Origin of the sequence: Sulfitobacter sp. OXR-159 (assembly GCF_034377145.1) — a bacterium.
Classification (GTDB): Bacteria; Pseudomonadota; Alphaproteobacteria; order Rhodobacterales; family Rhodobacteraceae; genus Sulfitobacter.
This window is the reverse complement of the sequence record NZ_CP139707.1, coordinates 194,285-207,056: the sequence shown is the minus strand read 5'-3', so window position 1 is coordinate 207,056 and position 12,772 is coordinate 194,285. Positions and strand designations below refer to the sequence as shown.

Below are 12,772 nucleotides of genomic sequence, written 5' to 3'. Positions count from 1 at the left end.
CTTATTCCGCCGGGTTCACAAGCGTCTTGGTGCCGCCTGCCTTCGGCGCGTAATGCGCGTCAAAGTCGGCTTCGATGGTTTCAGGCTGCGCCAGCGGCTTCTCGATCACGCCCAAGAGGGGCAGGATCACGAGGAAGTAGGCGAACCAATAGGCCGAAGCGATCAGTGAGAAGCTCGCATAGGGCTCTTCTGCGGGCATCGCACCCAGCCACATCAGGGCGAAGAAGTCGATCACCAGCAGAGCGAACCACCATTTGAACATCGGACGATACCGGCCCGAACGTACAGAGGATGTGTCCAGCCATGGCACCAGCGCCATCACGGCAATCGCACCGAACATCGCCAGCACGCCGAAGAACTTGGCGTCGATGATGCCACCGGTCACGAAGGACGCGATCTGCACAACCCAAACCTCAGAGGTGAAGGCCCGCAGGATCGCGTAGAAGGGCAGGAAGTACCATTCCGGCACGATGTGTGCAGGCGTCGCCAGAGCGTTGGCTTCGATGTAGTTGTCCGGGTGGCCCAGATAGTTCGGCATGAAGCCAACAACCGCGAAGAACAGCGTCAGGATCACGGCCAGCGCGAACAAGTCCTTGATCACGAAGTAGGGCCAGAACGGCAGCGTGTCTTTCTTGGCGTCTTCCTTCGAGGTGCGGCGCACTTCGACCCCGGTGGGGTTGTTGTTGCCGGTTGTGTGGAAGGCCCAGATGTGGAGAACCACAAGGCCCGCAATTACGAAGGGCAGCAGATAGTGCAACGAGAAGAAGCGGTTCAGCGTCGCGTTATCAACGGCAGGTCCACCCAGCAGGAATGTCTGCAGTGTTTCACCGACGAAGGGCACCGCGCCAAAGAGGCCGGTAATCACGGTCGCGCCCCAGAAGGACATCTGACCCCAAGGCAGAACATAGCCCATAAAGCCGGTGGCCATCATCAGCAGATAGATCAACATGCCGATGATCCATGTGATCTCACGCGGGGCTTTATAGGAGCCATAGTAGAGACCACGGAAAATATGCGCATAGACCGCGATAAAGAACAGCGACGCGCCGTTCATATGCAGATAGCGGATCATATAGCCGCCGTTCACGTTGCGCATGATGTGCTCAACCGACGAGAAGGCCAGATCGACATGCGGCGTGTAGTGCATCACCAGAACGATGCCGGTGATGATCTGCAGTGCCAGACAGAAAGTCAGCACGATGCCCCAGATCCACATCCAGTTCAGGTTCTTGGGCGTGGGGATCATCAATGTGTCGTACAAAAGGCCAACGATGGGAAGGCGGCGGTGCAGCCACTTTTCGCCGTTCGAATTCGGCTCGTAATGGTCGTGAGGAATTCCAGACATCTTTCTTCCGCTCCCTTAACCCAGTTTAATCGTGGACTCGTCCACGAATTCGGCGACAGGCACCGACAAGTTGCGTGGGGCCGGCCCCTTACGGATGCGGCCTGCGGTATCATAGTGCGACCCGTGGCAGGGGCAGAACCAGCCGCCAAAGTCACCCGCATCACCCAAAGGCACACAGCCAAGGTGCGTACAAACGCCCATCTGAACCAGCCATTCGCCAGTTTCATCCAGCGCGCGGTTCTCATCCGTGGCAGGCACGTCGCCACCAAGATTCTCGTTCTGCGCGATCGGATCGGGCAGCGTCGATACATCGACGGCTTTCGCCTCTTCGATCTCGGCTTCGGTGCGGCGGCGAATGAACACCGGCTTGCCCAGCCATTTCACGGTCAGCTGCGTCCCGACTTCAACGCCAGACACATCCACACGAATGGACGACAGCGCCTTTACGTCGGCAGAGGGGTTCATCTGGTTGACCAGCGGCCAGACGGCGGCACCAACGGCGACGGCACCTGTACCGGCTGTCGCGTAATACAGGAAATCCCTCCGGGTGCCTGCGTGTTCTTCTGCTTGGGACACGGGTTTACTCCAATTCTTGGCCAAATCTGGCCGTCAGACATAGGGGTGGCGTCACCTTGCCACCTGACTTCTCGCCGCTATCTACCGGGATGGACCGCGCCCGTCCAGATGTCAAAGCCGCGCATCTGGGATCAACCGCGCCACAACGCGGCAAAAATACCGCGATTGTGGCAATATCATTACGGCCCGATTACTGCGGCGGCGCGGTATGGGTCATCGCGGGGCGCGAATCAAAGGCATCGAACCAAGCTGCCAGATCGGGGTTTCCGGCCCGCCAATCCCGCGCGCCATGGCGGAAATCGATATAACCCAAGGCGCAGCCAACCGCGATCTGCCCCATGTCCAAAGGCCCAGCGAGATGCGCCGCCCATTGATTGTTCAGCGTCTTGCAGGCGCGTTCAACCTTGCCCCACTGGCCCTCGACCCATTCCGCCATGCGTTTGTTTTCGGGGCGCAGCTTGCCTTCGTAGACCATGGCGAGCGCTGCATCGAGCATCCCGTCCGCCGTGGCCTCCAGCGTCAAAGTGTCCCACCTGCTTGCGCCTTGAGGGTAAAGCCCCGCCCCGGCGCGGTCATCCAGATAGGCGCAGATCACCCGGCTGTCATAGAGCGTGCATCCGTCCGGTCGCTCCAGCGCGGGTACTTTGGTCAGCGGATTGCGCGCGGCAAAGCCCTCGGCCGGGGCCAATGGTGTGCCCGATGTCGGCTCCAGCGCGACATCATCAAGCTGGCCAGTTTCGTGCAGCAGCACCATGACCTTGCGGACATAGGGCGAGGTTTGAGAATAAAATAGTTTCACGTGAAGTCCCCCCTTGGTTGCCCGCACTATTCAACGGCGCCGCGCCGGACGCAACGGCGATCACACCCCGCGCATCAGGGCCGCCATCACCGCAGGCTCTGTCCCGAACCCATGCGCCGCCATCTGATCCGCCGCCGCCAGACGCACGGCCTCATCCTTGTTCTGGCCCAGCTTCCATGTGCCGTCGATCCCGGTGACGCGGATCTGACAGGGGACGATCATGCGCAGCATCTTGTCTCGCGCTTCGGGGGTCATCTTGTCCAATTTCCACGGGGTCTTGGGCGCCAGCCGCGCCTCATAGATCGCCGATTGCCGCGCCAGCAGATCGGGCAGTTCCTCTGCCGGGCGCGCCTCTAGCATCCCGGTCAGATGCACGGCCACATAGTTCCATGTCGGCACTTGATCCTCAATCCCGTACCAATCCGGCGAGACATAGCTGTCGGCCCCGGTCACCGCCAAACGCACCGGCTGCGGAACCTTCAGCGCTCGCGCGATGGGGTTTGAGCGCACCAGATGCAGCTCTGCCAAATCCCCGGCGTCGTTCAGAATGAAAGGCACATGCGCCATCAGCGGTCCCTCTGCCCCGTTGATCGCCAAGACGCCAAAGCCGATGTCACGGGCAAAGGCAAGGTTCCGGTCTCGGCCCTCTTTGCGGTAGATCGGATTGGGGTGCATGGTGCCTCCTATGCGTTTCTTTTGGTATTGCAGAGCCTTGTGCAACTTGGCAACCTGACATCATTCTCAGGGCGGGGCGAAATTCCCCACCGGCGGTAAGCGGTTCCCGCAAGCCCGCGAGCGGCCTTTTCGAAGGTGTCAGCAGATCTGGTGCGATTCCAGAGCCGACGGTCACAGTCCGGATGGAAGAGAATGCGAACATATGTGGGGCCTTGGCCCCGCCTATGCTCGTGATCGCCTTGGGTGGACGTGTCTGAACCTAAAGGAGATCACAATGACACAACAACGTTCCGCCCGTTTCGCCTTTGTGCGCGCCAGTTGGCATGCGGATATCGTCGACCGCGCCTATGACGGGTTTACCGAGGTTATCGACGCCGCGCAGGTGGACAGCTTCGCCGTTCCCGGGGCCTTTGAACTGCCGCTCATGGCGCAGCGTCTGGCCAAGACCGGGCGCTATGATGCCGTGATCTGCGCGGCCTTCGTGGTGGATGGCGGCATTTACCGGCATGATTTCGTGGCGCAGACGGTGGTCGATGGGCTGATGCGCGTTGGGCTGGACTGCGACCTGCCGGTGCTGTCGGTCTCGCTCACCCCGCATCACTATCAGGAAACCGACCACCACAACGCGATCTACCGCGCGCATTTTGTCACCAAAGGACGCGAGGCTGCTCAAGCAGCTCTTGGCATGACCGAAACGTTGAAGGCGTTTTCTTTAAAAGAAAACGCCCCGGAAATTTCAAAAATTTCCGCCGCCTAGCCGAGATAGGCGCGCAAGGCCGGTGGCGGGTTGTCGAGCAATTCCGCCGCCGGTCCCGGCGCATGGGCGCGCCCGCCTTCGACAAAGATCACCTCATCCGCGATGCGCCGCACGTCATCGGGCGCATGGGTTACCATGATCAACCCCGCCCCGGTCTCTCGGGCGAGGTCTTGGACCAGATCAAGCATCTCAATCCGCAGCGCCGGGCCGAGCGCCGCAAAGGGTTCATCCAACAGCACCCAAGGCCGCGCCTGCACCAGCACCCGCGCCAGCGCCACGCGGCTTTGCTGCCCACCCGACAGCGCACCGGGGCGTTTGGCGGCGTGATCGCTCAGCCCCACCCGCGAGAGGGCGGCATCAATCGCCTCTCGATCCGCCGCCTTCAGACGAAGGTCCGGGCGCAGACCAAGCCCTACGTTCTGACGCACGGTGAGATGGGGAAACAGATTATTATCCTGAAACAGCATCGTCATGCCGCGCTGGCCGGGATGTTGATCCGTGATCTCGACCCCCTTCCGCAACAACCGCCCCGCCGCCACTGGCACAAAACCACAAATCGCCGCCAGCAACGTCGACTTGCCCGACCCGGAGGGACCGATCACGGCGTAGCTGCGCCCCGGTGCGAGCGTCATATCGGCAGAGAGGCTGAAATCGCCCCGCTCGATGCGCATTCCCTCAAGCGTCAGCATGCCAGCGCCCCCATTTGTCGCAGATGAAAAACACCGCCAGCGCCAAGACCAGCAGCAACAGCGCCGCGCCCGCGGCGGCCTCCATCCGGTAGGCGCCCATCAGACGGTACATTTGCAACGGCAGCGTCGCACGGTCCTGATCGGCGAACAGCGCGATCACGCCGAGGTCACCCACCGACAGCGCCCCCGTCAACCCGGCGGCAAAGCCCAGTTGTGGACGCAAGCGCGGCAAGACCAGCAAACGCCAAAGCGCCCAACCTTTCATGCCGAGGGTCTGTGTCAGCGGGCCATAATCCTGCAATGTCTCGCGAAGGCGCGGCACCAGAATACGCAGCACGAAAGGCAGCGCCATCAGCGCATTGACCAAGGCCGTGACCGGCAGGCTCAGCCGCGCCGGGTCAAGTACGGGGTTAATCAGAATGAACCAGCCCGTGCCGATCATCAGCGGAGAGGCCGCAAGCCCCATCAGGCCAATCGCCTCCACCCCGCCGCGCCGCCGGGTGGCGATCCAACCCGCCATCGGCAAGGCCAGTGCGGCAAGTACCATCACGCTGAAGCCCGCCACCAGAATGCTATTCAATGTAGCTTGCCACACCGAAGGCGGCAGTTGCCCCAAACCTACCAATCCGCGCAGCACTACAGCCCCCAGCGGCAGCAGCAAAAACAAGGCGGCAACCGAAATCACGGTAATGTCCAACGCTCGCTGCCCCCCGCCCAGCGCATCCCAACGGCGCAAGGGGCGATCCAGCCCGCCGCCCATGCTGATCGGCGGGATCAGCCAAAGCGCCGCAACCGCCGCAGCACCGGCGAGCACAAGCTGCACCACCGACAAAAGCGCCGCCCGTCCAAGGTCAAAATCAAACCGAAACGCCTGATAGATCGCCAGCTCGATCGTCGTCGCGCGTGGCCCGCCACCCAGTGTCAGGGCCACGGCAAAACTGGTCAGACAAATCACGAAGATCAGCGCCGCCACGCCGGGCAGCACCTGCCGCAGCATCGGCCATTCCAGCGCCAGAAACAGTGCACGGGGCGTCATCTGCAGCTGCCCGGCCAGTCGAAACCGCTCGGACGGTATGCTCTGCCAGCCTTGCAGCAAAAGCCGTGTCGCCAGCGGAAGGTTAAAGAAGACATGGGCCAGAACCACCCCATGCAGCCCGTAGATCGACACGGACGGCAGGCCCAGAGCCGCGCCAAATTGGTTCAGCACGCCCGAGCGGCCAAAGACCGTGAGCAACCCCAGCACCGCCACGATCACCGGCAGAATAAACGGCGCGCCGAGCAATGTGATCAACGCCCCACGCCCCCAAAACTGCCGCCGCGCCAAGGCCCGCGCGACCGGCACCGCCAGCAGCACAGACAGCACCGCCGACCACACCGCCTGCGTGACGGTAAAACGCACCGCCGCCCAATCCGCCGCCCCCAGCCCCGCCGCCACATCGGCTGCCATGAAAACGGCAACCAACGCAGCAAGGATCAGGCCCGCGACCAGTGCGGCGGCGAAAAGCCCCGTCTTGCCGCTTAACGCGACAGCGCGGTCAGCCATTCGTCCAAAGCCTCTTCACGGAGCGCGGGGACTTCGCCGTTCGGCACCAACAGCGCCTTGCCGGGCTGGATCATCCCGTCAAACCCTTCGGGCAGACCGCCTTCGGGCGTCACGGCGGGGTACATCCAGTTGGTCGTCGGCAGCACCGATTGCGCGGCGTCAGAGACGAGGTATTGCAGGAACTGATCGGCCAGCTCCGGCTGATCCGACCCCGCGAGCTTTCCCGCCACTTCGATCTGCATGTAGTGGCCTTCGTCAAACAGCGCCGCTGTCTTGCTGTCGTCTTCCTCGGCAATCAGGTGATAGGCGGGGGATGTGGTGTAGCTGAGCACCATATCGGCCTCGCCTTCGAGGAACAGACCGTAGGCTTCGGACCAGCCTTTGGTGACGGTCACGACGTTATCGGCCAGCCCCGCCCAAACCTCGGGCGCCTCATCGCCATAGGCCGTTTTGACCCACATCAACAGACCCAGACCGGGTGTCGAGGACCGTGGGTCTTGGATCACGATCTTCAAATCGCTCTCGGCCAGCGCTTTGAAATCGGTGGGCGCGGAAAGGTCCGTGCCATGGACAAAGGCAAAATAGCCCCAATCATAGGGGACGAAAACTTCGTCTTCCCAAGTGATCGGCAGATCATAGTCAGCCTGCAACCCGCTCGGCGCAAACAGCTCGGTCTCTTTCGCGGCGGCGACAAGGCTGGTGTCCAGCCCCAGCACGATATCTGCGTCGGAACGTGCGCCCTCAAGTTTCAAACGCGCCAGCAGTGCCGCGCCATCGCCCATGCCGACGAATTTCAGGTTGCAACCGCATTCAGCCTCGAACCCCTCTTCGATGGCCGGGCCGGGGCCCCATTCGGTGACGAAACTGTCGTAGGTATAGACCGTCAATTCAGGCGTTTCGGCCCATGCAGCCGATGCGCCCAAGACGCCCGCAGCAAGTGTAAGATACTTCATTGCATCCTCCTTTTGCGGCGAAAGGTAAAAGGTGGATGTCTGTCCGGACCTTCCCTCCGCCGGTGTTAACCGGTTCAGGTTCAACGGGTCCGCACAACACGTACATCTCAGCCCAAAGGCCCCCCGAGGTAGCGTCAGGGGTAGATCGGACCTGCACAATTGGCAAGGCAAATCCCCTTGAGGCAGGGCGCTGCCCCGGCTAAGGGTTTGACAACAGGAGGTCCGCCCATGTCGATCAACAGCTTTGGCCATCTTTACCGGGTCACCACATGGGGCGAAAGCCACGGTCCCGCCCTTGGCGCCACGATTGATGGCTGCCCCCCCGGCGTGCCGATTGACGAGGCGATGATCCAGCAGTGGTTGGACAAGCGCAAACCGGGCCAGAACAAATACACCACGCAGCGGCGTGAGGCGGATGAGGTGCGGATTCTGTCGGGCACCTTTGAGGGTGTCACCACCGGCACGCCCATCCAACTGATGATTGAAAACACCGACCAGCGCTCGAAAGACTACGGGGATATCAAGGACAAGTTCCGCCCCGGTCATGCCGACATCACCTATTTCCAGAAATACGGCATCCGCGACTATCGCGGGGGTGGGCGTTCCTCGGCGCGCGAAACGGCGGCGCGGGTGGCGGCGGGTGGTCTGGCGCGCGAGGCGATCAAGGCGCTGGCCCCGAACCTGCAAATCACCGGCTATATGGTGCAGATGGGTCCGCATAAGGTCGACCGGGATGCGTTCGATTGGGACCAGATCGAGCAGAACCCGTTTTGGGTGCCCGATGCCAAGGCGGCGGACGACTGGGCCGCGTATCTCGACGGGCTGCGCAAGTCCGGCAGCAGCGTGGGTGCGATCATCGAAGTCACCGCGCGCGGCGTGCCTGCGGGGCTCGGCGCGCCGGTCTATGGCAAGCTCGACACCGATCTGGCCGCCGCGATGATGAGCATCAATGCCGTCAAAGGCGTGGAAATCGGCGAAGGCATGTCAGCCGCGATGCTGACCGGAGAGCTGAACGCGGATGAGATCACCATGGGGCCGGAGGGGCCGGAGTATTCCTCCAACCATGCGGGCGGTATCTTGGGCGGGATCAGTACCGGACAGGACGTGGTTGTGCGTTTCGCGGTCAAACCGACCTCAAGCATCCTGACCACACGGCGCACCATCACCAAACAGGGTGAAGAGACCGAGATCATCACCAAAGGCCGCCATGATCCCTGTGTTGGTATCCGCGCGGTGCCGGTGGGTGAGGCGATGATGGCCTGTGTGCTGCTGGACCACCTGCTGCTGCACCGCGGGCAGATCGGCACCAACCGCGGACGGATCGGCCCCGAAGCGTGAGGACCAGAGCATGAAAGTCGATGATTTCTCCGCCCGCCCCGCCCTTGGCGTCGGGCTGAAGATCACGGCGATCCTGCTCTTTACCTGCATGTCTGCGATCATCAAATCGCTGGCCGACGACGTGCCCGCGGGCGAGTCCGTCTTCTTTCGGTCCTTCTTTGCCATTCCGGTGATCCTGATCTGGCTGGCGCAACGCGGCAAACTGAAAAGCGGGCTGAAGACCAAGAACCCGATGGGCCATGTTTGGCGCGGGCTTTTCGGCACCACGGCAATGGGGCTGACCTTTACCGGCCTTGGCCTGCTGCCCCTGCCCGAGGTCACCGCCATCGGCTTTGCCACACCGATTTTCACTGTGATCCTTGCCGCCGTGTTGCTGGGCGAACAGATCCGTCTGATCCGCGTGACTGCCGTGGCGATCGGGCTGGTCGGGGTGATGATCATCCTCTGGCCGCGTTTCAGCAGCATCGGTACGATGGAACAGACAGCCACGATTGGTGCGCTGTTGATCCTGATGGCGACGATGGTGCGCAGCCTTGTGCAGATCCACATCCGGCAATTGGTGCAGAACGAAGACACGGCGGCGATCGTCTTTTACTTTTCCGTCACTGCATCGGTCTTGGCGCTTTTCACCCTACCCTTCGGCTGGGTCATGCCTGATCTGCAAACCTTTGGCTTGCTGGTGTTGGCAGGGTTAATCGGCGGAGTGGCGCAGATTCTTATCACCTCGGCTTATCGCTTTGGCTCGGCTTCTATGCTGGCGCCATACGACTATACCTCGATGCTCTTTGCCATCTTGCTCGGCTATGTCTTCTTTGCAGAACTGCCGACAATGATGATGCTGGCAGGCGCGGCGCTGGTGATCAGCGCGGGCGCGCTGGTGATCTGGCGCGAGCGGCAGTTGGGGATGGAGCGCGGCAAAGCGCGGTCTGTCACCGATCCCAAGGCGTGATTCATTGCGGGCTTTCGCCCGGCTCGCCCTCTCCCTATGGTGCCCCGAAACCGGATAGAGGAGATGACCGATGAGCGACGCGGATCCGCAAGACCACAAGGAAAAGATGCAGCAGCGTCAGGCCGAGCAGCGCGCCAAGGTGGCCGAGCTGCAAGACCCGGAAAAGGGTCTGGTGCTGGTCCATACCGGACCGGGCAAGGGCAAATCCTCCTCTGCTTTCGGGGTCGTCGTACGCGCGCTTGGCTGGAAACAGCGCGTCGGTGTGGTGCAGTTCATTAAGGGCAAATGGAAAACCGGCGAACGGCTGTTCTTTGAACAGCTGGACGAGGTGACATGGCACACGATGGGCGAAGGTTTCACCTGGGACACCCAAGACCGAAACCGCGATATCGCCGCCGCCGAGACCGCATTTGGCAAGGCACGTGAGATGATGGCGAGCGGCGAATATGACCTTGTGGTGATGGACGAGATCAACATCGCCATCCGCTATGAATACCTCAAGATCGAAGACGTGATCGCCGGACTTGATGCCCGCGACAAACGCACCGCCGTCGTGCTGACAGGCCGCGACGCCCGGCCCGAGCTTTGCGACTATGCCGATCTGGTGACCGAGATGTCAGAGGTCAAACACCCGTTCAAAGCGGGCATCAAAGCGCAGCGCGGTGTTGACTACTAACCCCCTCGCTTTGCATTTCTGAAAATACCAAAGGCTGTCCTTTCCCAAGGGCGGCCTCTTTTTATTTCTCTCGCGATCCAGCGTTTCATGACCGCACCATACGGCGCGGGTCTCTGCCGCCGATGGCCTCTCTGCACCGCGACATGTTACCGAAATCAACACATCAGTTCTATTTCGTAACATTTTGATTGAACCGAATCGCCCCGCTGTGTAAATTGCAGGGCAACAACAGGAGTACCCCCATGCAGGCATTCATCTGCGACGCGCAGCGCACCCCCATTGGCCGTTACGGCGGCGCCCTCTCTTCGGTTCGCGCCGACGATCTGGCCGCGATCCCGTTGAAGGCATTGATGGAGCGGAACCCCTCGGTGGATTGGGCGCGTGTCGATGATGTCATCATGGGCTGCGCCAACCAAGCGGGCGAAGACAACCGCAACGTCGCGCGCATGGCCGCTCTGCTGGCAGGCCTGCCTGTCGATGTCCCGGGGGCCACGATCAACCGGCTCTGCGCCAGCGGCATGGATGCCGTCGGTGCCGCCGCCCGGGCGATCCGCGCCGGCGACATGGATCTGGCCATCGCCGGTGGCATCGAGAGCATGTCGCGTGCACCTTTCGTCATGCCCAAGGCCGAAACCGCCTTTTCCCGCAACAACGCCGTCTATGACACCACCATCGGCTGGCGCTTTGTGAATCCCAAAATGAAGGCGCAGTTCGGCGTGGATTCCATGCCCGAGACAGCCGACAACGTCGCCGCCGACCATGACGTGTCGCGCGAGGACCAAGACGCTTTCGCCGCGCGTAGCCAGCAACGCTGGGCCGATGCGGATGAGAAAGGCATCTTTGCCGAGGAAATCGCCCCCGTCACCATCCCGCAGCGGAAAGGCGACGACGTAATCGTCGACCGTGACGAGCACCCCCGCCCCGGCTCCACGCTGGATAAACTCGCCAAGCTGCGCGGCATCAATGGCGCTGACCTGACTGTGACTGCTGGCAATGCCTCGGGCGTGAATGATGGCGCGGCGGCGATGCTGCTGGCGTCTGAGGCTGGCCTGAAAGACCACGGCCTCACCCCCATCGCCCGCGTAGTCGCGATGTCCGCTGCAGGTGTCGAGCCACGCATCATGGGCATCGGCCCGATCCCTGCCGTGCGCAAGGTGCTGGACCGTGCGGGCCTCTCGATCGAACAGATGGACGTGATCGAACTTAATGAGGCTTTCGCCTCCCAAGGTCTCGCGACCCTCCGCGCCTTGGGCGTGCCGGATGACGCAGCCCATGTGAACGCCAACGGCGGCGCCATCGCCATCGGCCACCCCCTTGGCATGTCCGGCGCGCGTCTCGTGATGACGGCGGCGCTGCAACTCAAGCGGACGGGCGGCAAATACGCGCTATGTACAATGTGTGTGGGCGTGGGACAGGGCGTCGCCCTGATCCTCGAAAACGCAGGCTGAGACTTCTTTCCCGGAAAGGAACAGACCGATGTATGCACAGATGATCAAATCCACCGGCAAGGGCATCAAATCCCTCGACGAGATGGACCCCGAAGAACGCGCCTTTCAGGAGCGCGTCGACGCGGGCGGCAAGATCGAGCCAAAAGACTGGATGCCCGATGGCTACCGCAAGAACCTGATCCGCCAGATCGGTCAGCACGCGCATAGCGAGATTGTGGGCCAGCTGCCCGAGGGCAACTGGATCACCCGCGCCCCGACGTTGGAGCGTAAGGCGATCCTGCTGGCAAAGGTGCAAGACGAGGCGGGCCACGGCCTCTACCTTTATTGCGCGGCGGAAACGCTCGGCGTGACCCGTGACCAAATGACCCGCGACCTGCTGTCGGGCAAGATGAAGTATTCCTCGATCTTCAATTATCCGACCCTAACATGGGCCGATATGGGTGCTGTGGGCTGGCTGGTCGATGGTGCTGCCATCATGAACCAAGTGCCGCTGCAACGGACATCGTACGGTCCCTACGCCCGCGCCATGGTGCGGATCTGTAAGGAAGAAAGCTTCCACCAGCGCCAAGGCTTCGACATCATGATGAAGATGGCCAACGGCACGGAAGCACAGCGCAAGATGGCGCAGGATGCGCTCAACCGTTTCTGGTTCCCGGCACTGATGATGTTCGGCCCGTCGGACAAGGATTCGGTCCATTCCGCGCAGTCGATGGCGTGGAAAATCAAGATGAACACCAATGACGAGTTGCGCCAAAAGTTCGTCGACGAGACGGTGCCGCAGGCCGAATACCTTGGCCTGACGATCCCCGACGAGACGCTGAAGTTCAACGAAGAAACCGGTCATTACGACTTTGCCGAGCCGGATTGGGAGGAGTTCTTCCAGGTGCTCAAGGGCAATGGCCCCTGCAACACCGAACGTCTGGCGGCGCGCAATAAGGCTTGGGACGAAGGCCGTTGGGTGCGCGAGGGGCTTTTGGCCCACGCCGAGAAAAAGCGCAGCAGACAAATGGCAGCGGAGTAAGCG

13 protein-coding genes and 2 riboswitches are annotated in these 12,772 nt (G+C 61.8%); of the genes, 6 read left to right on the top strand and 7 right to left on the bottom strand.

From position 1 onward, the window contains the following. Nucleotide 1: 1 nt before the first annotated feature. From petB to T8A63_RS00965, 4 genes are all read right to left on the bottom strand, one after another. Nucleotides 2-1,345 (bottom strand): cytochrome b, encoded by a 1,344-nt coding sequence (gene petB / locus T8A63_RS00980; protein WP_067265773.1) that lies wholly within the window; start codon nucleotides 1,343-1,345, stop codon nucleotides 2-4. 15 nt (nucleotides 1,346-1,360) lie between these two features. Then, nucleotides 1,361-1,921 (bottom strand): ubiquinol-cytochrome c reductase iron-sulfur subunit, encoded by a 561-nt coding sequence (gene petA, locus T8A63_RS00975; protein WP_067623073.1) that lies wholly within the window; start codon nucleotides 1,919-1,921, stop codon nucleotides 1,361-1,363. Between the two features lie 190 nt (nucleotides 1,922-2,111). Beyond that, complete coding sequence (locus tag T8A63_RS00970; RefSeq protein ID WP_322344738.1) at nucleotides 2,112-2,720, bottom strand: glutathione S-transferase; 609 nt, start codon at nucleotides 2,718-2,720, stop codon at nucleotides 2,112-2,114. A gap of 60 nt (nucleotides 2,721-2,780) precedes the next feature. After that, nucleotides 2,781-3,395, bottom strand: a complete 615-nt coding sequence (locus T8A63_RS00965) for an FMN-binding negative transcriptional regulator (RefSeq protein WP_322344737.1) — start codon at nucleotides 3,393-3,395, stop codon at nucleotides 2,781-2,783. 58 nt (nucleotides 3,396-3,453) lie between these two features. Continuing rightward, a riboswitch (FMN riboswitch) is annotated at nucleotides 3,454-3,593 on the top strand. A gap of 76 nt (nucleotides 3,594-3,669) precedes the next feature. On the opposite strand from T8A63_RS00965, the gene T8A63_RS00960 reads away from it, so the two are divergent. Beyond that, nucleotides 3,670-4,152 carry a 6,7-dimethyl-8-ribityllumazine synthase gene (locus tag T8A63_RS00960; protein ID WP_322344736.1) on the top strand — a complete coding sequence of 161 codons (483 nt, stop codon included), beginning with the start codon at nucleotides 3,670-3,672 and terminating at the stop codon, nucleotides 4,150-4,152. Here the strand turns inward: T8A63_RS00960 and T8A63_RS00955 are convergent. From T8A63_RS00955 to thiB, 3 genes are read right to left on the bottom strand one after another with little or no spacing between them, the layout of a single operon-like run. Next, entirely contained in the window at nucleotides 4,149-4,841 is a 693-nt protein-coding gene (locus T8A63_RS00955; protein WP_322344735.1) for an ATP-binding cassette domain-containing protein, read from the bottom strand. The two genes, T8A63_RS00960 and T8A63_RS00955, sit on opposite strands and share 4 nt — an antisense overlap. After that, nucleotides 4,828-6,384 carry a thiamine/thiamine pyrophosphate ABC transporter permease ThiP gene (locus tag T8A63_RS00950; protein WP_322344734.1) on the bottom strand — a complete coding sequence of 519 codons (1,557 nt, stop codon included), beginning with the start codon at nucleotides 6,382-6,384 and terminating at the stop codon, nucleotides 4,828-4,830. The genes T8A63_RS00955 and T8A63_RS00950 overlap by 14 nt, the downstream gene beginning before the upstream one ends. Next, a complete protein-coding gene (gene thiB / locus T8A63_RS00945) occupies nucleotides 6,360-7,337 on the bottom strand; it encodes a thiamine ABC transporter substrate binding subunit (RefSeq protein WP_322344733.1) in 978 nt (325 codons plus the stop codon). The genes T8A63_RS00950 and thiB overlap by 25 nt, the downstream gene beginning before the upstream one ends. A gap of 34 nt (nucleotides 7,338-7,371) precedes the next feature. Further along, nucleotides 7,372-7,473: riboswitch (TPP riboswitch) on the bottom strand. Nucleotides 7,474-7,565: 92 nt separating this feature from the next. Between thiB and aroC the strand changes: the two genes are divergently transcribed. From aroC to paaA, 5 genes are all read left to right on the top strand, one after another. Further along, nucleotides 7,566-8,675, top strand: a complete 1,110-nt coding sequence (gene aroC / locus T8A63_RS00940; protein ID WP_322344732.1) for a chorismate synthase — start codon at nucleotides 7,566-7,568, stop codon at nucleotides 8,673-8,675. 10 nt (nucleotides 8,676-8,685) lie between these two features. After that, entirely contained in the window at nucleotides 8,686-9,624 is a 939-nt protein-coding gene (locus T8A63_RS00935) for a DMT family transporter (protein WP_067935337.1), read from the top strand. 70 nt (nucleotides 9,625-9,694) lie between these two features. Continuing rightward, nucleotides 9,695-10,300, top strand: a complete 606-nt coding sequence (cobO, locus tag T8A63_RS00930; protein WP_322344731.1) for a cob(I)yrinic acid a,c-diamide adenosyltransferase — start codon at nucleotides 9,695-9,697, stop codon at nucleotides 10,298-10,300. Between the two features lie 242 nt (nucleotides 10,301-10,542). Further along, nucleotides 10,543-11,748 carry a 3-oxoadipyl-CoA thiolase gene (gene pcaF / locus T8A63_RS00925; RefSeq protein WP_322344730.1) on the top strand — a complete coding sequence of 402 codons (1,206 nt, stop codon included), beginning with the start codon at nucleotides 10,543-10,545 and terminating at the stop codon, nucleotides 11,746-11,748. A 28-nt stretch (nucleotides 11,749-11,776) separates the two neighbouring features. Beyond that, a complete protein-coding gene (paaA, locus tag T8A63_RS00920; protein ID WP_322344729.1) occupies nucleotides 11,777-12,769 on the top strand; it encodes a 1,2-phenylacetyl-CoA epoxidase subunit PaaA in 993 nt (330 codons plus the stop codon). The last annotated feature ends 3 nt before the right edge of the window (nucleotides 12,770-12,772 follow it).